Genomic DNA, 18,271 nt, shown 5'->3' with positions numbered 1-18,271 from the left:
CGGAGGATCCCCCCCTCTCTCCGGTTGGGAAAGGCCCGGTGTGTCCCCCTCGGATACCGGGCCTTTCCGTTGCGCCCGGGAGTTTCTCGGAGTGGGCCCTTCGACAGGCTCAGGGACCCAGTTGCCTGGGCCGGGGCCCTTCGACAAGCTCAGGGACCCAGTTTCTGGGTTCTCAGGGACCCCGTATCTGGGTCGCTGAGCCCGTCGAAGCGTCCCGTCCCGAGACACGAAGAGGCCCCCCACCCGAAGGCGAGGGGCCTCTCGATCCGGAGATCAGATCACTGGTAGAGAACCGCGGCGATCTTGTCGTCCTCGAGGTTCGTCTTGTCGTACCAGTACGAACCCGTGTCGTAGAACTCGTCGACCGCGTCGCCGTTGGCGGCGTCGTACGCGGCCTGCACGACCTGCGCGCCGATGCCGATCGGGTCCTGCGTGATGGCGCCGGCCATCGTGCCGTCCTTGATCGCGTTGATCTGCGCCGCACCGGAGTCGAATCCGATGATGGTGAGCTTGCCCTTCTCGAGGCCGAGCTCGTTGACCGCATTGACGACGCCGATCGCCGATCCCTCGTTGGTGCCGTAGATGCCCTTGAGGTCGGGGTGCGCGGCGATCATGGCCTTGGCGATGTCGGCCGACTTCAGGTGGTCGCCGTCGCCGTACTGGATGTCGACGATCTCGATGTCGGGGTAGTCCGCCTCGATCTTGTCGACGAAGCCGTCACGACGCTCGACACCGGTCGAGTTGATCTGCGAGTGGCCGACGATGGCGACCTCGCCCTCGCCACCGATGAGTTCGGCCATGTGCTCGGCTGCCAGGGCTCCGGCGACCTTGCTGTCGGTGGCGGCGAGGCTCAGACCCACGTCACCGTCGCACGGTGCGTCGAAGTAGACGACGGGGATGTCGGCGGCCTTGGCCTTGTCGAGGTACGGGACGCAGGCCTCGGGGTCGAGCGCGGCGTACGCGATGGCATCCGGCGTCTTGTCGATGGCGGTCTGCAGCATCTGCAGCTGCGCGTCGACCTCGGTCTCGGCTGCGGGGCCCTCGAAGGTGATCGTGACGCCGAGCTCGGCGGCCTTCTCCTCGGCACCCTTCTTGACGGCCTGCCAGAACTGGTGCTGGAAGCCCTTCGAGACGAGCGCGATGTACATCTCGTCACCACTGCCGGCGTCGCCACCGGCGTCGCCGCCGCCCGCGTTGCTCGAGCAGCCTGCCACGACGATCGCCGCCGAGGCGATCAGAGCCGCGAACGCGGCCTTCTTTCCGAACTTCATGGAAACTCCGTTGTTTGTGTGTGTGCCGGCCGAGGGCCGGAGGGGACATTCGTGGTGCGGTGTGCCGGTGCGGATCGCTCCGCGGTGTCGGCCGGGTCGCCGATCGGAGGCGGCGGGCACAACGCCGCCTCCGGGGTCAGGTGCGTGCGCGGTTGCGCAGGGAGTCGAAGAACACCGCGATCAGGATCACGACGCCGACGACGATGTTCTGCCACTCGGACTGGATCGACATGATCCGCAGGCCGTTGACGAGCACGCTCATGATGAGCGCACCGATCACGGTGCCGAGGATCGAGCCGCGCCCGCCGAGCAGCGAGGTGCCGCCGATGATGACGGCCGCGATCGCCTGCAGCTCGTAGCCCGTGCCGATCTGCGGCTGGGCGGAGTCGAGGCGCGAGGCGATGATGACGCCCGCGATACCGGTGAACGCCCCCGCGAACATGTAGACGAAGATCGTCCAGCGGCGCGTGTTGACGCCCGAGAGGCGCGTGGCCTCTTCGTTCGAGCCGATCGCGAAGGTGTAGCGGCCGAGCAGCGTCTTCGACAGCACGAGGTAGGCGATGACGGCGAGCACGAGCGTGATGAGCACGGCGTTCGGGAGCCCCGGGATGAGGGTGCCGAGGGCGATCTGCTTGAAGTCCGGAGCGGACGACGAGAAGTAGATCGGCGCGACGCCCGAGATGACGAGGGCGAGGCCACCGGCGATCATCATCATCGCGAGGGTCGCGATGAACGGGGGCAGCCGCAGGAACGTGATGTTCACGCCGTTGACGAGTCCCATCAGCACACCGGTCGCGATGCCGCCGATGACGCCGACGAACACCGGCAGCCCCATGTTGGTGATGAACACACCCGTCATGACCGAGCAGAGCGCCATGCCGGTACCGAGCGACAGGTCGATGCCGCCGGTGATGATCACGAACGTGGTGCCGAGGGCGAGGATGCCGATGACCGCGGTCGAGAGCAGGATGCCGGAGACGTTGCTCCAGGTGAGGAAGTTCGGGCTGGCGACCGAGAAGAAGATGAACAGCACGACGAGCGTGCCGAACGCCAGCGACTGCTGCACCTGGCGCCGGAGGAAGCCGCCGATGTCGCGCTTGTCGGTGTTCTCGTTGACGGCGGTCTGGATGATCGTCGTCGTCGACGACCCGTTCTGCGGGGTGCTCATCAGTCTTCCTCCCCATGGGCTGCGAGTTGCATGATCTTCTCCTGGCTGGCTTCCTCGTTGCGGAGCGTCCCGGTGATCCGGCCGTTCGCGAACACGGCGATGCGGTTCGCGACGCGGAGGATCTCGGGCAGTTCCGACGAGATGACGATGATGGACTTTCCCTGGTCAGCGAGCTGCTGCATCAGGCGGTAGATCTCTTCCTTCGCTCCGACGTCGATGCCACGGGTCGGCTCGTCGAAGATGAGGATGTCGCAGTCGCGCATCAGCCACCGGGCGATGACGACCTTCTGCTGGTTGCCGCCCGAGAGCAGCTTGACGACCTGATTGACCGAGGGCGTCTTCACCCGCAGCTGCTGGACGTACTCCTTGGTGCGGTTCTTGGCCTTGCCGTCGCCCATCCAGCCGATCCCGTTGGCGTACGAGCCGAGCGAGGCGAGAACGGTGTTGAAGGTCACGTCCTGCTCGAGCATGAGCCCGAGGAGCTTGCGGTCCTCCGAGAGGTAGCCGACGCCGTGCTTGACGGCATCCGCAGGCTGCCCGATCTTCGCCTGCCGGCCCGAGATGGTGACCGTGCCGCCGTCGCTGGGGTCGGCACCGATGATCGCACGGGCGGTCTCGGTGCGCCCTGCGCCCATGAGACCGGCGAACCCGAGGATCTCACCCCGGTGCAGCTGGAACGAGATGTCCTTGAGCAGGCTCTTGGTCGACAGGTCCTGCACGTCGAGCACCACCGGGTCGCCCTGGTGCTCGCGCGCCGTGGGGCGGGTTCCCTCGTCGATCGCGCGGCCGACCATCATCTCGATGATCTTCGGGACGCTGACCTCGGCCTTGTCGAGTGATCCGATGTATGCGCCGTCACGCAGCACGCTGACGCGGTCGGCGAGGCGGCGCAACTCGTCCATGCGGTGCGAGATGTAGACGATGCCGGTGCCGGACGCCTTGAGCTGCTCGATCAGCACGAACAGCGTCTCGACCTCGGAGTCGGTGAGCGCCGAGGTGGGCTCGTCCATGATGAGCACCTTGGCGTTGAACGAGAGGGCCTTGGCGATCTCTACCATCTGCTGCTCGGCCACGGTCAGGTCGCCGACGCGGGCCTTGGGGTCGAGGTGGATGTTGAGACGCTGCAGCAGTTCGGCCGTCTGCTGGTTGAGCTTGCGCTCCGAAAGGAACGGGCCGGTGCGCGGCTCGCGGCCGACGAAGATGTTCTGCGCGACCGTGAGGTCGGGCATCATGTTGAGTTCCTGGTGGATGATCGTGATGCCGAGCTCCTGCGCCTGGAGCGGGCTCGTGAGCTCGACCTCCCGCCCCTCGAACACGATCGTTCCCTCGTCCTTGGCGTAGATCCCGGAGAGGATCTTCATGAGGGTCGACTTTCCGGCGCCGTTCTCTCCGACGAGGACGAGAACCTCACCGGCGCGCACCTCGAGGTGCACGTCCTTGAGCGCCTGGACACCGGGGAATCCCTTGCTGATGCCCTCCACTTTGAGGATGGGATCACTCACGTGCCTCACCTGCTTCCTTGAAGGTTCTTGTTCACTGCTGCTTCGTTGCCGCGTTCACCCGATGGGGTTAAACATCGGATCAATTCTGACGCTCCGCGGTCTCCCGCGCAAGTTGTACCTAAATGTATCTAATGAAGTCCGGGAGGGGAAGACCTGTAATAACAACTTGGTCACAGGTTCCCCGCCGGGGCGATGCGCCTAGTGCAGACGGATCGAGTCGACGGCCGTGAGCTTGTCTCGGATGAAGGCGTTCGCGTGCGCGCCCAGCTCGACGTTGTCGGTCCACAGATTGCGCCAGATCCCCAGCATCCGACTCAGATCGGGTGCGACGACCGCCGACGAGAACGACTCGAACACGATCGGGCCGTCGTAGCCGATGCGCCCCAGCGCCTTGAAGAACGTGTCGAAGTCGACCGATCCGGTGCCGAGGTAGCCGCGGTGGCTCTCGCCGATGTGCACGTACTGCAGCTGCGGGGCGGCGTCGAGCACCGGCGCGAACATATCCGACTCCTCGATGTTCATGTGGTACGTGTCGAGGTGGATGCCGAGGTTCGACCGGTCGATCCGACCGACGAAGTCGATCGCCTGACGCGCGGTGTTCAGCACGTTCGTCTCGTAGCGGTTGACGACCTCGAGGGCGACCGACACACCGCGCTCGGCCGCGTGATCGGCGACCGTCGCGATCGCGCGGCGACTGCTCTCGAGCCCCTCGGCGGTGACCGGCTCCATGTACTTCTTCATGGCGCTGTAGATGACGCCGCAGAAGTGCGTGCCACCGAGGTCGGCGAGCACGTCGACGGCCTTCCGCAGCAAGGCTTCGCCCGCCGCGACGATCGCCGGGTCGGAGCTCGTCACATCGGTCGCCTCCGACAGGCCGAGCGAGGCGCTGACGGCGAGGTCGTGCTCTTCCAGAGCATCCTTCGCGGCGGCGACATCGAACGAGAACGGATCCATGAGGGGGAACTCGATCAGATCGAAACCGGCCTCCTTGGTCTTCTCGACCGAGAGACGGATGCCGTCGGCGTCGAAGTTCCCGGTCCAGACGAGCCCGTGGCAGCCGATGTTCATGAGATCCCTCGGAGGCGGGTGTGCGGCACCGTCGCCTTCACCGATTGGCACGTGCCAAAACGATGTGCAGGTCACGCTATGCGCCGCGCCCAGGAGGTGTCAAGAACTTTCTTGTAACGTGCCAATAACGTCGGTTACGCTGATGCCACCCATCGGCGCACGGTGCGCCGGACGGTGATCACGGAGGATCGATGCCCGCGAGCGTCAAAGACGTCGCCGCCCTCGCTGGCGTCTCGTCGTCGACCGTGTCCAACTACCTCAACCACCCGCACGTGCTCCGCGCGTCCAGTCGTGAGAAGGTGCGGGCGGCCATCGAGGAGCTCGGCTACGTGCCCAACGAATCGGCACGTCAATTGCGCGCGGGGTCGAGCACGGCGCTCGCGCTGATCCTTCTCGACGCCTGGCTGCCCTATTTCCACGAACTCTCGCGCGGCGTCGAAGACATCACCCGCGAGGCCGGGTGGTCGCTGTTCTTCAGCAACAGCAACCGCGACGGCGCGCAGGAGAGCCGCAACCTCGACATGTTCGAGGCGCACCGCGTGCAGGGCATCATCATCTATCCGTTCGGCGATGTCGTGCCGCGGCTCGAGACACTCGCCGATCGCGGCATCCGCTCGGTCGTCGTCGGCCCCATCCCCCCTTCCACGAAGGTCGCCTCGGTGCTCTTCGACGACGTCGGCGGCGGACGCCTCGCGGGCGAGCACCTGCTCTCGATCGGGCGCCGACGGGTGATGTTCCTCGGCACCCCGACGGTCAGCCAGTCGAATGATCGCCTCGCCGGCCTCCGCCGTGCGATCGTGGGGACGGACGCCGCGATCGAGGTGATCGACGTCGACCACCTCACCACGGACGACGGGATGACCGCGGGCGCGCGCATCGCCGCCCTGCCTCGAGCCGAGTTGCCCGATGCGATCTTCGCCGCGAACGACATGGTTGCGCTCGGCGTGCTCACCCAGCTCGTACGCCACGGCATCCGCGTGCCCGACGACGTCGCGATCATCGGCTTCGACGACGTCGCCCAGGCGCACCAGGGCGTGGTGCCGCTCACGAGCGTGCGACAGCCCGGCTACGAGATCGGTCGCGCCGCGGGCGCGGTACTCCTGCAGCAGCTCGCCGATCCCGCCGCCCCGCCGCCCGCGATGACCCCGTTCGCCGCCGAACTCGTCGTGCGCGAGTCGACCGTCGGGCCCCTGCCAGCTGCCGGGCGTACCTAACTCAGGACAAGCTGCCCGGAACCCCCGCTTCTGGGGCGATTCGGCCCGTTTAGGCCCATTCGTCCTGAGTTGGGTACGCGTTGTCGCGCGCATAGATCCGGAAAAGTGCGTCCGGGTGCCACCGGATCGACCCATTCCGGGCTTCCCATCCCCGAATTCCCGGAGTTATGAACCGCGAGCGACCGAGATCTCAGGCCGAGGCGTGCCCGACGACGCCCTTGCGCAGCAGCGCGTTGCCGTACTTACGGGTCTCGCCCGTGCGCACCATCACGTACGCCCGCTCGGCGAGGTCGTAATAGGCGAACCTCTCGATGAACCGCGTCGTGTCCGCGTCGGTGCCCGCAGCGTCCATGAGCTCGCGCTGCACGTCGAGCACCTCGCCGTCGGCTGACGCCATGAGGTCGAAGGCCACGGCGTCGTCGAGCGGCAGCACGGTGCGGATCGCCGCGACGATCTCCGGGGTCGTGGTCCCCGGCAGATCGATCACACGCTCGCCGAGCGCCCAGGCCGGGAAGTGCGCATCGGCGATCACGACCGCATCGGAGTGGCCCATCCGGTCGAGGTGCAGCAGCAGCTCGCCGGTGAGCAGGGGGTGGATGCCTTCGAGCATGGGGTTCCTTCGATGGGTGGTGCGCGGCCGCGCGGTTCGGGTCCGCGCGGCCACGGGTCTGCAGCGGGTCAGCCGGCGGGGATGAGTCCCTCTTCGGCGAGATTCTGCCAGAGCTCGGCCGGGATCGACAGCGCCGCGTACTCCGCGTTCTGCGCGAGTTGCTCGGGGCGACTGCCGCCCACGACGACCGAGCGCACCTCGGCCGCCTGGAGCGGGAACTGGATCGCGGCGGCCGGCAGCGGCACGCCGTGGTCACCGCAGACCGCCGCGATGCGCACGAGGCGGTCCCACAGCTCGTCGGGCAGCTGACCGTACTCGTACCGCCCATCGCGGCGCGGCTCGGTCATCGCGAGCAGTCCGGAGTTGAAGACGGACGCCGCGACGATCCCCGTGCCGGTCTCCCGGCAGGCCGGCAGAACGTCTGCGGCAGCGGGCTGCTCGAGCAGCGTGTAGCGGCCGGCGACCATGATGAGGTCGAGGTCGGCGGAGCGCACGGCTGCGGAGAGGGCATCCGACACCATCGATCCGATGCCGATCGCCGACACCTGTCCCTCGGCGCGCAGCTGCTCCATGGCCGGCAGGGCTTCGGCGAGCGCGAGGTCGAGGTCGTGCCGCTCGGGGTCGTGCAGGTAGAGCAGGTCGATGCGTTCGATGCCGAGGCGCTCGCGCGACTCGTCGAGGCTCGTACGGATGCCGTCGGCCGAGAAGTCCCACACCCGCTGCAGGTCGTCGGGCACGTGGAAGTCGTTGGCCGTGTCGAGTCCACCGGCGACGTGCTCGGGGTTCGGGCGCAGAAGTCGCCCGACCTTGGTCGACAGCACGAACTCGTCGCGGGGCTTCGTCTGCAGAAAGGCGCCGAGGCGCCGCTCCGACAGGCCGAGGCCGTAGTGCGGGGCGGTGTCGTAGGAGCGGATGCCGCTCTCCCATGCAGCATCCAGCACCGCCCAGGCGTCGTCGTCGCTCAGCGCGCGGAAGAGATTTCCGACGTTCGCCGCGCCGTAGCCGAGCGTGGGGATGCCGAGCACGGGGTCAGGCGACGACATGCTCGCCCGTCCACGTGTAGGTGCGGATGCTGTCGGCCTTCATCTCCATGCCCGACCCGGGGGCGGTGGGGGCCATGTACGACCCGCCCTGGATGTCGGTGGGCACGACGAAGTGCTCGTGCAGGTGATCGACGAACTCGATCATGCGACCTTCGCGGGTACCGGTCACGGCGACGAAATCGAACATCGACAGGTGCTGCACGGCCTCGCACAGCCCCACGCCACCGGCGTGCGGGCAGACCGGCACCCCAAACTTCGCGGCGAGCAGCAGGTTGGCGATGTTCTCGTTGACGCCGGCGACGCGCACCGCGTCGATCTGCATCACCGAGATCGCATCGGCCTGCAGCAGCTGCTTGAAGATCATGCGGTTCTGCGCGTGCTCGCCCGTCGCGACCCGGATGGGGGCGACGCCGCGGGCGATCTCGGCGTGGCCGAGGATGTCGTCGGGGCTGGTGGGCTCCTCGATCCAGGCGGGGTGGAACTCGGCGAGCGCGTTCACCCACTCGATCGCCTCCGAGACCTCCCAGCGCTGGTTCGCGTCGATCGCGATGGGGAAGTCGGGGCCGCACACCTCCCGGGCCTTGCGGAAGCGGCGGATGTCGTCGTCGAGGTCGGCTCCGACCTTGAGCTTGATCTGGGTGAAGCCGTCGGCCATCGCCTCGCGGGCGAGGCGTTCGAGCTTCTCGTCGGAGTACCCGAGCCATCCGGGGCTGGTCGTGTACCCCGGGTAGCCGGTGGCGAGCAGCTCGCGTTCGCGCTCGATGCGGCCGGGTTCGGCGGCACGGAGGATTTCGAGGGCTTCGTCGCGGGTGAGGGCGTTCGTGAGGTAGCGGAAGTCGACGAGGTCGACGAGCTCCTCGGGCGTCATCCGGGCGAGCAGCTGCCACAGCGGCATCCCGGCGCGCTTGGCCTTGATGTCCCACAGCGCGTTGATGGCGGCGCCGATCGCCATGTGCATGACGCCCTTCTCCGGACCGAGCCAGCGCAGCTGCGAGTCGCCGATGATCTCGCGGAACGTCCCGCCCATGTCGTCGAGCAGCGGCTCGATCTCGCGTCCGACGAGGTGTCCGGCCAGGGCGTCGATCGCGGCGACCTGCACGTCGTTGCCCCGGCCGATCGTGAACACGAACGCGTGGCCCTCGATGCCGTCCTCCGCATCGGTGCGCACGACCACGTACGCGGCGGAGTAGTCGGGGTCGGGGTTCATCGCGTCGGAGCCGTCGAGGCTGAGCGAGGTGGGGAAGCGGATGTCGGTGGTGTCGAGTGCGACGATGCGGCTCACGGGTACGGTTCCTCTCGGGGCATGGAGAAATCCCATGCAATCCCTTGGAGTGTAAACATCCGATGTCTATACTGTCAACGACGACGGCCGTCCCTGGGCGGCCACCCGAAGGATCAGGAGAATCATGAAGTTCGCGCGGCTCGGCACCCCAGGTACAGAGATCCCCGTCCTCGTCGAGGGTGATCGCTACCTCGACCTCCGCCCAGTGACATCCGATGTGAACGGCGATTTCCTCGAAAGCGACTTCGCCTCCCGCGTCGCCGCCGCCCGCGACGCCGGCGAGCTGCCCGAGCTCGAGGATGCCGCGGCCCTCCGCATCGGCGCCCCCATCGCGCGCCCCAGCGCGGTGATCTGCATCGGCATGAACTACGCCGCGCACGCCGCCGAGTCGGGCTCCGAGCCGCCGACCATCCCGATCCTGTTCCTGAAGACCCCGAACACCGTGGTCGGCCCGAACGACACCGTCACGATCCCCCGCGACAGCACCAAGACCGACTGGGAGGTCGAGCTCGGCATCGTCATCGGCACCCGCGCCGCCTACCTCGACTCTCCCGAGGAGTCGATGGACCACGTCGCCGGCTTCGTGCTCGCGAACGACGTCTCCGAGCGCGACTTCCAGATGGCCGTCTCGGGCGGCCAGTGGTCGAAGGGCAAGATCGCGGCGGGCTTCAACCCGACCGGCCCGTGGCTCGTCACTCCCGACGAGGTCGATCACCACGCACTCGGCCTGCGCAGCTTCGTCAACGGCGAGCCGCGTCAGGACTCGAACACGAGCGACATGATCTTCTCGGTCGAGCACATCGTGCACCACCTGTCGCAGTACGTGACCCTCGAGCCCGGCGACCTCATCCTCACCGGCACCCCGCAGGGCGTCGCGCTCTCGGGCAACTTCCCCTACATCGCCCCGGGCGACGTGGTCGAGGTCGAGATCGACGGCCTGGGCCACCAGCGCCAGGAGTTCGTGGCCTGGGAGGCGGCGAAGTGACCGGCGTGCTCGACGGACTCGTCGCGATCGTCACCGGCGGCGCCTCCGGCATCGGCGCCGCGATCGCCGATCGCCTGCACGAGGACGGCGCGCAGATCGCCATCCTCGACCGCGACACCTCCGGAGCGGATGCCCGTTTCGCGGCGTTCACGGCCGACATCTCCGACCGGGCGAGCGTCGACGCGGCGGTCGCCGCCGTGGGCGAGGAGTTCGGCCGCATCGACATCGTCGTCAACAACGCCGGGATCGGCGCGACCGGTGACATCACCGCGAACGACGACGACGAGTGGGCCCGCGTGCTGTCGATCAACGTCACCGGCATCGCCCGCGTGACCTCGGCCGCGCTCCCCTGGCTGCGCGAGTCGCCGGCCGCGGCGGTCTGCAACACGGCATCGATCGCCTCCACCACCGGTCTTCCCCAGCGCGCGCTGTACACCGCGTCGAAGGGTGCCGTCTCGGCCCTCACCCGCGCGATGGCGGCGGACCACCTGCGCGAAGGCATCCGCGTCAACGCCGTCAACCCCGGCACCGCCGACACCCCCTGGGTCGGGCGACTGCTGGGCGCGGCATCCGATCCCGACGCCGAGCGCGCGGCCCTCGAGGCCCGCCAGCCGCACGGCAGACTCGTGAGCCCCGCCGAGGTCGCGGCGGCCGTCGCCTACCTCGTCTCGCCGGCGGCCGGTTCGACGACCGGCACGTTCATCGAGGTCGACGGCGGCATGGCGCAGCTGCGCCTGCGGTCGGAGTAGTCCCGGGCGTCGTACGCAACGGAGGAGATCTCGCGTTGCGCAGGAGCAGATGATTCGGATGCTCCTGCGGAACGCGAGATCTCCTTCGTTGCGCGTGCGGGGAGAGCTGCTCAGCCCCCGAACAGCCGCCCGAAGAACCCCCGGCGGGGAGCATCCGTCGACTCCACCCGCGGGTCGTCCAACCGGTAGAACCGCCGACCGTTCACCCAGAAGATCGCATCGATGTCGTGCCCGCGCGCCTCGGCCCACTCCGTCACGGTGTCGAGCCAGCGCTGGCGCGCGCTGTACTGGTACGTCGCCGAGCCGTCGGTCGGCGCGTGCGGGTCGCCCTGCTCGGCCGGGCCGATCGACGAGACCGGCCAGTCGCTCCCCCACATCAGGCGCTCGACGCCGAAGGCATCCGCCGCCACGTCGAGGAACGGCACGAGCTGCTCGGCGCTCCAGACGCCGCCCGATTCGGCGGGCAGTCCCGAGAGCTTGCAGAACGCCTCCGGATGCTTCGCCACCTCTTCCATGTCGCGCACCCATTCCGCAGAGGGGGCGAGCGGCGCATCCGCCGTGCCGACGGCCGGCTTGCCGAGGTGATCGAGCACCATCCGCAGCTCCGGCACGGCGCCGGCGAGGCGGGCGATGTCGGGCAGCTGTACGGCCCGCACGCACACGTCGAACGTCCATCCACGTGCGGCGACCTCGCGCGCGCCGGTGACGAAGGCGCTCGACACGGCGAGGCCGTCGGGGTCGTTCTGCAGGTTGTGGCGCACGCCGACGACGAGCGGGTGCGTCGCCAACTCTTCGAGGTGCGTCACCGTGTCGACGCCGCGGTGCAGCTGCGCGCCGGCGACGATCCCGGCGATCCCGAGGCGACCCGCGAGGGACTGCACCCACCGCACCTCTCCGATGTAATCACCCTCGACCGTCTCGGCCTGGACGAACACCGCCTCCTCGCGCTCGACGTCGAGTCGATCGTGCTCGACCTCCGTCTCAGCGAAGCGGTAGGCGTAGGGTCCCTCCAGCCAGGTGTAGGTGAGGACTTCTTCGTCCCACATGTGCAGGTGCGTATCGAGGACTCGCATACGCCCATCCTGCCTCAGACATCGGATGACTGGCTAGGATGACGGCCATGGCAGTCACCGATGAGGCGATCGAGAAGATCAAGGCGATGATCGTGTCGGGCGAGCTGTCGCCGGGCGATCGGCTTCCGCCCGAGAAGGAGTTGTCGGAGCGCCTGGGCCTCTCCCGCAACTCGATGCGCGAGGCGGTGAAGGCCCTCGAGGTCATCCGTGTGCTCGACGTGCGTCGCGGCGACGGCACCTACGTCACGAGTCTCGAGCCCCATCTGCTGCTCGAGGCGATCTCGTTCGTCGGCGACATGCACGACGACGATTCGATGCTCGAGATCTTCGCCGTACGGCGGATGCTCGAGTCGCAGGCCACGGGGCTCGCGGCGACCCTCGGTGACGACGAGCAGATCGCGGCCCTCGTCGACGAGGTCGAGCGGGTCGACGCGTCGGTGACGATCGAAGAGCTCGTCGAGCACGACATCCGCTTCCATCGCGAGATCGTCGGCATGGCCGGCAACGCCTACCTCGCGAGCCTGATCGAGCACCTCAGCAGTCAGACCGTGCGTGCCCGTGTGTGGCGCGGACTCACCGAGGGCGGCGCGGTCGAGCGCACACTGTCGGAGCACCGCGCGATCGCCGATGCGATCGCCCAGCACGACCCGGCGCTGGCGACCTCGCTCGCCACGGCACACATCGCGGGCGTGGAGCGGTGGCTGCGCCAGGCCGCCTCGGCCTAGGCATCCGCCCCTCGCACTCGTCTCTCTCGCCCGTCCGACCACGAGGGGCCAAAACACGCCGCGTAGCTCGCTCGGGACACGGCGTGTCTTGACCCCTCACACAGACGGGCCCCCGCGCGCGATCCGAAGGACCCCCGCGCGCGATCCGCGAGAGGTCACAACACGCCGCGATGCTCGACCGAGATGCGGCGTGTCTTGACCCCTCGGGTCGGAATCGGGGAGGGCGCGATCGTCACGCCCCGAGGCGCACCATGGCGGCGTCGAACTCGGCCGCCGAGGTGTCGCTGACCTCGTGGAACAGCGCCTGCTCGATCACGTCGGGCGCGGCGGTGAAATAGGGCACTCCGGCCAGGCGCAGTCCGACGATGTCGTCAGCGGTGCGCAGCGACGCGGCGAGCACGTTCGAGCCGCTGCCCTCGCAGACCTCCTGCATGCGGGCGATCTCCGTGTCACCGTCGATGCCGGCATCGCGCATGCGCCCGAGGTACGGCGCGATGTACTGCGCGCCGATGCTGGCGCACGCGAGCGCCTGGGCGACGGAGTACACGGCCGTGACGAGCACGGTGGCCCCATCGGCGACGAGGGCGGATGCCGCGGCGAAGCCGGCTGCGGTGGCGGGAACCTTCACGGCCACCCGCGGCCCGAGTTCGCGGATGCGCTCGGCGTTGCGCAGGAACGAGGCGGTGTCGCCGCCCCACGTCTGGAAGAAGATCTCGGCGGCTCCTTCGGACTCCCAGCGGCCATAGAGCTCGGGGATCTCGGCGGCGGTGCGCCCGCCACGCTCCAGGATCGTGGGGTTCGTGGTGACGCCGTGTACGACGCCCGCGGCGAGGAGCCGGGACACCCGGTCGACGTCGGCGCTGTCGACGTACAGGCGGGGGGCGATCACGGTCATCGGGACTCCTCTGCGGCAACCTGTCGTTACAGGTTTGCTTTCGGCTAATGTAATGACAGGCGTGGGGCGATGTCAAAGCTCCGGCCGACGTACATCGCCGTCGAAGACGACCAGGAGCGACATGGCCACCGCACACCCCGAAGACCGTTCCGGCGTCGTGATCGTCGGCAGCGTCACCGCCGATGTGACCACCTTCTCGCAGCGTCTCCCCGCGCGCGGTGAGACGATCCTGGGCGATCAGTTCACCCTGATGCTGGGCGGCAAGGGCGCCAACCAGGCCGTCGCCGCCGGCCGTTCCGGTGCGCGCACGAGCTTCGTCGGATGCGTGGGCGACGACCTCTTCCACGACCTCGTCGTCGACGGCCTGAGCGAGGCCGGCGTCGACCTCGCTCATCTGCGCACCGTGCCCGGCCCGACCGGCATCGCGCACATCCGCGTCGATGCCTCGGCGCAGAACGACATCGTCATGGTGCCGCTGGCCAACGCCGCCCTCAGCACGATGCAGATCGACGAGGCGCTCGCCGCCCTCGCCCCGACCACCTCGGTGCTGCTCACCCAGCTCGAGACACCCTCGGCCCTCACCGCGCACATCACCGGTCGCGGCCGCGAGCACGGCATGACCGTGATCCTCGACCCCGCGCCGGCCGCGCCACTGCCGGTCGAGGTGTGGGCGAACATCGACATCGTCACGCCGAACGAGACCGAGGCGACGCTCATCAGCGGCATCGAAGTGACGGATGCCGAGTCCGCCGAGCGCGCCGGGCGCTGGTTCCTCGCCCAGGGCGTCGGCGCCGCGGTCATCACGCTCGCGGGTCAGGGATCGTGCGTGGTCACCCCGGACGGGGCATCCGTCATCCCGCCCTTCCCCGTCACCGCCGTCGACACCACCGCCGCCGGCGATGCGTACGCCGGGTACCTCGGTGCCGCGCTCGCGAGCGGCAGCAGCCTCGCCGACGCCGTGCGTCTGGCGACCGCCGCCGGCGCCCTCACCGTCACGAAGCAGGGCGCCTCGCCGAGCCTGCCGCTGCGCGCCGACGTCGACGCGTTCCTCGCGGAGCGCGAAGCGGCGCCCGTCGGCTGACCGCCCACCCCACCACACAGACCGGAGCCGCCATGCGCAAGACCGCGACCACGATCAACCCCGCGCTGTCGCGGGTCATCAGCGAGACCGGGCACACCGACCTGCTCGTCGTGACCGACGCGGGTCTGCCGATCCCTCCGGGGTCGGAGCGCATCGACCTCGCCTATCGCCCCGGGGCTCCGGCCTTCTTCGACGTGCTCGACACCGTGCTCGCCGAGCTCGTCGTCGAGGGCGCCACGGTCTCGGCCGAGGTCGCCGAGAAGAGTCCCGAGGTGCTCGCGGCGCTGCGCGAGCGGTTCGCCGGCATGGACTTCGAGATCGAGCTCGTGCCGCACGTCGATTTCAAGAAGCTCACGCACGGGGCTCGCGCGTTCGTACGCTCCGGCGAGTTCACCCCGTACGCGAATGTGATCCTGCACGCGGGGGTGGCGTACTAACATGTCCGCCGTGCTTCCCGATGCGATCGATCGCCACTCCGCCGCGCCCATGTACGACCAGCTTCGGCAGTTGATCGTCGACGGCATCGCGCGCGACGGGCTGCAGCCGGGCGACCCGCTGCCGGGCGAGCACGGGCTCTGCGAGCGCTACGGCGTCTCGCGCACCGTCGTGCGCCAGGCGCTCGCGCAACTGGAGCACGAGGGGCTCGTCGAGCGGGTCAAGGGCAAGGGCACGTTCGTCTCGCGCCCGCGCACGGCGGAGAGCCTGGTGCACACGCTCGTGGGGCTGTACGACGACGTCGAGCGTCGCGGCGGACACGTGCACAGCGATGTGCTGCGCCACGAGTTCGCGGTCGCCGACGACGAGATCGCGGCGGCCCTCGAGATCCCGGTCGGGTCGCGGGTCGTCGTGCTCGAACGCCTGCGCCACGTCGACGACGAGCCGTGGTCGTTGTCGACCACGTGGATGCCGGATGCCGTCGGCGCGGTCACCCTGGGCGTCGACCTGTCGGACTCCTCTCTCTACCGCGTGCTCGCCGAGCACGGCATCGTCGCCACCCGCGGCGTGCGCTCGGCCGAGGCGACGGTCGCGACGCACGAGCAGGCCGGTCACCTCGGGGTCAGCGCCGGATCCGCCCTCCTGCGTCTGCGCAGCGTGAGCCGCACCGACGACGACACCCCGATCGAGTACTTCATCGCCTACCACCGCGGAGACCGCTCGCGCTTCGAGTTCCAGCTGCAGCAGGAGCAGTCCCAGGCCTCCCTGCTGCACGTCGACGGCCGCGGCGGCATGACCCTCGCCGGCAGCACACGGGTTCAGCCGTGAGCGACGACGAGCAGGCAGCCGGGACCGATCCGGACGCAGTCGTCCCTCCGGCTCCGCCCGCTCCTGCGACGCCCCCGCCTCCGGCGCAACCGCCGTTGGCTCCCCCGGTGGGGACGGATGCCGCCGCCGAGGCTCTGCCCCCGGGCGCTCCTCTCCCTCCTGGTCAGCGCCACCCTGGGCAGTACGCGCCCGGGCAGTACCAGCCGACGCATTATCAGCCGCCACAGGGCTATCGTCCGACGTCCGCGTACCAGCCGGGCCCGACATACGCACCGCCCGGGCAGTCCGCGCAGGCCGGACGGCCCGCGCCTCACGGCTACCCGGCGCCGCCCGCCGCATCGGCTCCGGCATCCGCACCCGGTTCTGCAGTACCACCCCACCACCCGGCATCCTCCGACCAGCCGCAGGCAGGAGCGTATCGGGCATCGAGCGGGTACCCACCCGCAGGCGGGTACCCCCCGCCGAACGGATATCCGCCCCCGGGGTACCCCGCATCGAACGCAGTCGCCTCCCCGCCGCCGTCGACGCCTCGACGCTCGGGACTGACGGTCGCGATCATCGCGGCCGCGGTCGTCATGGTGATCGCGATCGCCGCCGTGGCCGGCGTGATCGTGTCGCAGAACGGCCGCCCCGAAGCCGTGCCCACGACGAGCGACGATCAGGGCCAGGGGACGCCGGGCGACTCCGATTCCGACAGCTCCGACGACTCCGAGGTCACGCCCGAGGAGGAACCCTCCACACCTCCGAGCGACACGGGCGGAGAGGGCGCGGATGTCGTCATCCAGAACAAGATCGACGAGTACAAGCGTGCCCGGCAAGACGGCTCGCTGTGGCAGCGGATTCCCGACAACGAGTTCAACCAGACCGCGGTGAGCGCGTTCCTCTACCTGCTCACCGACATGAAGGTCGCGGCGATCTGGGGTGCCGATCCGTCGGAGTACCTCGACGAGGTCGCCGAGCTCGAGCGCAAGCTCCTCGCGCAGGAGCCGCTCGGCAGCGATATCCAGATCACGCTGTCGGACCGCACGTTCACCTACGACGGCGACACCGGCGAAGGCGGTTACACCGACAACTGAGCCCCGCTACGCTCGAACGGTGGATTCCTGGACCAGCAACGCGATCGCTCTGCTGGAGGCCGACGCCAACCGCAGTGCCGACACCCACCTGCATGTCTTCCCGCTGCCCGCCGAGTGGGGCATCGACCTGTATCTGAAGGATGAGTCGGTGCATCCGACCGGGTCGCTCAAGCACCGCCTCGCGCGGTCGCTGATCCTCTACGGCCTCGTCAACGGACTCATCCGGCACGACACGACCCTCGTCGAATCGTCGAGCGGTTCGACCGCCGTCTCCGAGGCCTATTTCGCCCGGATGCTCGGACTCCCGTTTGTGACCGTCGTGCCGCGCTCGACGGTTCAGGAGAAGATCGACCTCATCGAGTTCTACGGCGGCACCTGCCACTTCGTCGACCGCGCCGAAGACATGTCGCCCGAGGCCCGCCGCCTCGCCGCCGACTGCCACGGCCACTACCTCGACCAGTTCACCTTCGCCGAACGCGCGACCGACTGGCGCGGCAACAACAACATTGCCGAGAGCGTGTTCAGTCAGCTGTCGCAGGAGCGGCATCCGATCCCCCGCTGGATCGTCGTCGGCGCCGGAACGGGCGGCACGAGCGCCACCTTCGGCCGGTACGTGCGCTACCGGCGGCATGCCACCGAGATCGCGGTCGTCGACCCCGAGGGTTCGGCGTTCTACGACGGCTGGGCGGGAACAGCCGATGCTCCGGACGGACGTCCGAGCCGCATCGAGGGCATCGGACGCCCGCGCGTGGAGCCGTCGTTCGTGCCGAGCGTGATCGACGAGATGATCCGTGTGCCCGACGCGGGATCGATCGCGGCGATCCGTCTGCTGCGCGAGCGCACCCTGCACTGGGCGGGCGGGTCGACCGGCACGAACCTGTACGGGGCCTTCCAGCTGATCGCCCGCATGCGCGCGGCGGGCGAGACCGGCAGCGTCGTGACCCTGATCTGCGACAGCGGTGTCCGCTACGCCGGCACCTACTACTCCGACGAGTGGGTCGCGGCGCAGGGCTGGGACCTCGCCCCCCACCGCGCCCGCCTCGACGGCTTCCTCGACACGGGCGTCTGGACCGACTTCCCTGGCTGACCCCGAAACCGGGCCCCTGAGCCCTATTCCGGAGCCCCGGCATCCGTTGGTCCTGAGTTAGCGCCGGCCGCCCGCTCGTAACTCCGGAGCTTTCGATCAGAACCACCGATTCCGAGCCGAATTCGGCGCCCCGCAGCCCTTTTCTGAGGAGTTATGCACCGCCGGACTACGCTGACCCC

19 protein-coding genes are annotated in these 18,271 nt (G+C 68.9%); 9 read left to right on the top strand and 10 right to left on the bottom strand.

Translation table 11 applies throughout. From position 1 onward, the window contains the following. Nucleotides 1-278: 278 nt before the first annotated feature. From ACIPVN_RS12085 to ACIPVN_RS12070, 4 genes are all read right to left on the bottom strand, one after another. Nucleotides 279-1,271, bottom strand: coding sequence for an ABC transporter substrate-binding protein (locus tag ACIPVN_RS12085; RefSeq protein WP_400443016.1), 993 nt, complete (start codon nucleotides 1,269-1,271; stop codon nucleotides 279-281). 136 nt (nucleotides 1,272-1,407) lie between these two features. After that, nucleotides 1,408-2,439 (bottom strand): ABC transporter permease, encoded by a 1,032-nt coding sequence (locus tag ACIPVN_RS12080; protein ID WP_247624453.1) that lies wholly within the window; start codon nucleotides 2,437-2,439, stop codon nucleotides 1,408-1,410. Then, nucleotides 2,439-3,941, bottom strand: a complete 1,503-nt coding sequence (locus tag ACIPVN_RS12075; RefSeq protein ID WP_400443014.1) for a sugar ABC transporter ATP-binding protein — start codon at nucleotides 3,939-3,941, stop codon at nucleotides 2,439-2,441. Before ACIPVN_RS12075 ends, ACIPVN_RS12080 begins: the two co-directional genes overlap by 1 nt. Nucleotides 3,942-4,139: 198 nt before the next feature. Further along, nucleotides 4,140-5,009 (bottom strand): sugar phosphate isomerase/epimerase family protein, encoded by an 870-nt coding sequence (locus tag ACIPVN_RS12070; protein WP_400443013.1) that lies wholly within the window; start codon nucleotides 5,007-5,009, stop codon nucleotides 4,140-4,142. 191 nt (nucleotides 5,010-5,200) lie between these two features. On the opposite strand from ACIPVN_RS12070, the gene ACIPVN_RS12065 reads away from it, so the two are divergent. Next, nucleotides 5,201-6,223 carry a LacI family DNA-binding transcriptional regulator gene (locus ACIPVN_RS12065; protein ID WP_400443011.1) on the top strand — a complete coding sequence of 341 codons (1,023 nt, stop codon included), beginning with the start codon at nucleotides 5,201-5,203 and terminating at the stop codon, nucleotides 6,221-6,223. Nucleotides 6,224-6,413: 190 nt separating this feature from the next. Here ACIPVN_RS12065 and ACIPVN_RS12060 read toward each other — a convergent pair whose 3' ends face one another. From ACIPVN_RS12060 to ACIPVN_RS12050, 3 genes are all read right to left on the bottom strand, one after another. After that, nucleotides 6,414-6,833 (bottom strand): RbsD/FucU family protein, encoded by a 420-nt coding sequence (locus tag ACIPVN_RS12060; protein ID WP_400443010.1) that lies wholly within the window; start codon nucleotides 6,831-6,833, stop codon nucleotides 6,414-6,416. 68 nt (nucleotides 6,834-6,901) lie between these two features. Continuing rightward, nucleotides 6,902-7,876 (bottom strand): aldo/keto reductase, encoded by a 975-nt coding sequence (locus ACIPVN_RS12055; protein ID WP_400443008.1) that lies wholly within the window; start codon nucleotides 7,874-7,876, stop codon nucleotides 6,902-6,904. Then, entirely contained in the window at nucleotides 7,863-9,158 is a 1,296-nt protein-coding gene (locus tag ACIPVN_RS12050) for an L-fuconate dehydratase (RefSeq protein WP_400443006.1), read from the bottom strand. The genes ACIPVN_RS12055 and ACIPVN_RS12050 overlap by 14 nt, the downstream gene beginning before the upstream one ends. 124 nt (nucleotides 9,159-9,282) lie before the next feature. Here ACIPVN_RS12050 and ACIPVN_RS12045 point away from each other — a divergent pair, with 124 nt between their 5' ends. Further along, nucleotides 9,283-10,143 carry a fumarylacetoacetate hydrolase family protein gene (locus ACIPVN_RS12045; protein WP_400443005.1) on the top strand — a complete coding sequence of 287 codons (861 nt, stop codon included), beginning with the start codon at nucleotides 9,283-9,285 and terminating at the stop codon, nucleotides 10,141-10,143. Next, on the top strand, nucleotides 10,140-10,892 hold the full coding sequence (locus tag ACIPVN_RS12040; protein ID WP_400443004.1) for an SDR family NAD(P)-dependent oxidoreductase: 753 nt from the start codon (nucleotides 10,140-10,142) through the stop codon (nucleotides 10,890-10,892). Before ACIPVN_RS12045 ends, ACIPVN_RS12040 begins: the two co-directional genes overlap by 4 nt. Before the next feature lie 110 nt (nucleotides 10,893-11,002). On the opposite strand, the gene ACIPVN_RS12035 is transcribed toward ACIPVN_RS12040, so the two are convergent. Next, on the bottom strand, nucleotides 11,003-11,965 hold the full coding sequence (locus ACIPVN_RS12035; RefSeq protein WP_400443002.1) for an amidohydrolase family protein: 963 nt from the start codon (nucleotides 11,963-11,965) through the stop codon (nucleotides 11,003-11,005). Nucleotides 11,966-12,012: 47 nt separating this feature from the next. On the opposite strand from ACIPVN_RS12035, the gene ACIPVN_RS12030 reads away from it, so the two are divergent. After that, nucleotides 12,013-12,690 (top strand): FadR/GntR family transcriptional regulator, encoded by a 678-nt coding sequence (locus ACIPVN_RS12030; RefSeq protein WP_400443001.1) that lies wholly within the window; start codon nucleotides 12,013-12,015, stop codon nucleotides 12,688-12,690. A gap of 232 nt (nucleotides 12,691-12,922) precedes the next feature. Here ACIPVN_RS12030 and ACIPVN_RS12025 read toward each other — a convergent pair whose 3' ends face one another. Continuing rightward, entirely contained in the window at nucleotides 12,923-13,585 is a 663-nt protein-coding gene (locus ACIPVN_RS12025; RefSeq protein WP_400442999.1) for a transaldolase family protein, read from the bottom strand. Between the two features lie 121 nt (nucleotides 13,586-13,706). On the opposite strand from ACIPVN_RS12025, the gene ACIPVN_RS12020 reads away from it, so the two are divergent. The 3 genes from ACIPVN_RS12020 to ACIPVN_RS12010 are packed head-to-tail and all read left to right on the top strand — an operon-like array spanning nucleotide 13,707 to nucleotide 15,929. After that, nucleotides 13,707-14,666: a ribokinase gene (locus tag ACIPVN_RS12020; protein WP_400442997.1), complete on the top strand. Its 960-nt coding sequence runs from the start codon at nucleotides 13,707-13,709 to the stop codon at nucleotides 14,664-14,666. A 32-nt stretch (nucleotides 14,667-14,698) separates the two neighbouring features. Then, on the top strand, nucleotides 14,699-15,103 hold the full coding sequence (gene rbsD, locus ACIPVN_RS12015) for a D-ribose pyranase (protein ID WP_400442995.1): 405 nt from the start codon (nucleotides 14,699-14,701) through the stop codon (nucleotides 15,101-15,103). 1 nt (nucleotide 15,104) lies between these two features. Further along, nucleotides 15,105-15,929: a GntR family transcriptional regulator gene (locus tag ACIPVN_RS12010; protein WP_247624439.1), complete on the top strand. Its 825-nt coding sequence runs from the start codon at nucleotides 15,105-15,107 to the stop codon at nucleotides 15,927-15,929. 316 nt (nucleotides 15,930-16,245) lie between these two features. Here the strand turns inward: ACIPVN_RS12010 and ACIPVN_RS12005 are convergent, their stop codons facing one another. Continuing rightward, the gene (locus ACIPVN_RS12005) at nucleotides 16,246-16,506 is read right to left on the bottom strand and encodes a hypothetical protein (protein ID WP_400442993.1); all 261 of its coding nucleotides are present in this window, start codon (nucleotides 16,504-16,506) and stop codon (nucleotides 16,246-16,248) included. Between ACIPVN_RS12005 and ACIPVN_RS12000 the strand changes: the two genes are divergently transcribed. Both ACIPVN_RS12000 and ACIPVN_RS11995 read left to right on the top strand, forming a co-directional pair. Beyond that, a complete protein-coding gene (locus ACIPVN_RS12000; RefSeq protein WP_400442991.1) occupies nucleotides 16,505-17,005 on the top strand; it encodes a hypothetical protein in 501 nt (166 codons plus the stop codon). The two genes, ACIPVN_RS12005 and ACIPVN_RS12000, sit on opposite strands and share 2 nt — an antisense overlap. Before the next feature lie 19 nt (nucleotides 17,006-17,024). Then, nucleotides 17,025-18,092: a PLP-dependent cysteine synthase family protein gene (locus tag ACIPVN_RS11995; RefSeq protein ID WP_400442989.1), complete on the top strand. Its 1,068-nt coding sequence runs from the start codon at nucleotides 17,025-17,027 to the stop codon at nucleotides 18,090-18,092. Nucleotides 18,093-18,271 lie beyond the last annotated feature (179 nt).

Origin of the sequence: Microbacterium sp. NPDC090003 (assembly GCF_044748385.1) — a bacterium.
Lineage (GTDB): Bacteria > Actinomycetota > Actinomycetes > Actinomycetales > Microbacteriaceae > Microbacterium.
This window is presented reverse-complemented; position numbering and strand designations above follow the sequence as displayed.

Excerpts from the sequence above, each read along its gene's own strand:
- ACIPVN_RS12085 (WP_400443016.1), bottom strand. The coding sequence starts at position 1,271 with ATGAAGTTCGGAAAGAAGGCCGCGTTCGCGGCTCTGATCGCCTCGGCG.
- ACIPVN_RS12080 (WP_247624453.1), bottom strand. The coding sequence starts at position 2,439 with ATGAGCACCCCGCAGAACGGGTCGTCGACGACGACGATCATCCAGACC.
- ACIPVN_RS12070 (WP_400443013.1), bottom strand. The coding sequence starts at position 5,009 with ATGAACATCGGCTGCCACGGGCTCGTCTGGACCGGGAACTTCGACGCC.
- ACIPVN_RS12065 (WP_400443011.1), top strand. The coding sequence starts at position 5,201 with ATGCCCGCGAGCGTCAAAGACGTCGCCGCCCTCGCTGGCGTCTCGTCG.
- ACIPVN_RS12060 (WP_400443010.1), bottom strand. The coding sequence starts at position 6,833 with ATGCTCGAAGGCATCCACCCCCTGCTCACCGGCGAGCTGCTGCTGCAC.
- ACIPVN_RS12055 (WP_400443008.1), bottom strand. The coding sequence starts at position 7,876 with ATGTCGTCGCCTGACCCCGTGCTCGGCATCCCCACGCTCGGCTACGGC.
- ACIPVN_RS12045 (WP_400443005.1), top strand. The coding sequence starts at position 9,283 with ATGAAGTTCGCGCGGCTCGGCACCCCAGGTACAGAGATCCCCGTCCTC.
- ACIPVN_RS12035 (WP_400443002.1), bottom strand. The coding sequence starts at position 11,965 with ATGCGAGTCCTCGATACGCACCTGCACATGTGGGACGAAGAAGTCCTC.
- ACIPVN_RS12030 (WP_400443001.1), top strand. The coding sequence starts at position 12,013 with ATGGCAGTCACCGATGAGGCGATCGAGAAGATCAAGGCGATGATCGTG.
- ACIPVN_RS12025 (WP_400442999.1), bottom strand. The coding sequence starts at position 13,585 with ATGACCGTGATCGCCCCCCGCCTGTACGTCGACAGCGCCGACGTCGAC.
- ACIPVN_RS12020 (WP_400442997.1), top strand. The coding sequence starts at position 13,707 with ATGGCCACCGCACACCCCGAAGACCGTTCCGGCGTCGTGATCGTCGGC.
- rbsD (WP_400442995.1), top strand. The coding sequence starts at position 14,699 with ATGCGCAAGACCGCGACCACGATCAACCCCGCGCTGTCGCGGGTCATC.
- ACIPVN_RS12010 (WP_247624439.1), top strand. The coding sequence starts at position 15,105 with ATGTCCGCCGTGCTTCCCGATGCGATCGATCGCCACTCCGCCGCGCCC.
- ACIPVN_RS12000 (WP_400442991.1), top strand. The coding sequence starts at position 16,505 with ATGGTGATCGCGATCGCCGCCGTGGCCGGCGTGATCGTGTCGCAGAAC.
- ACIPVN_RS12005 (WP_400442993.1), bottom strand. The coding sequence starts at position 16,506 with ATGACGACCGCGGCCGCGATGATCGCGACCGTCAGTCCCGAGCGTCGA.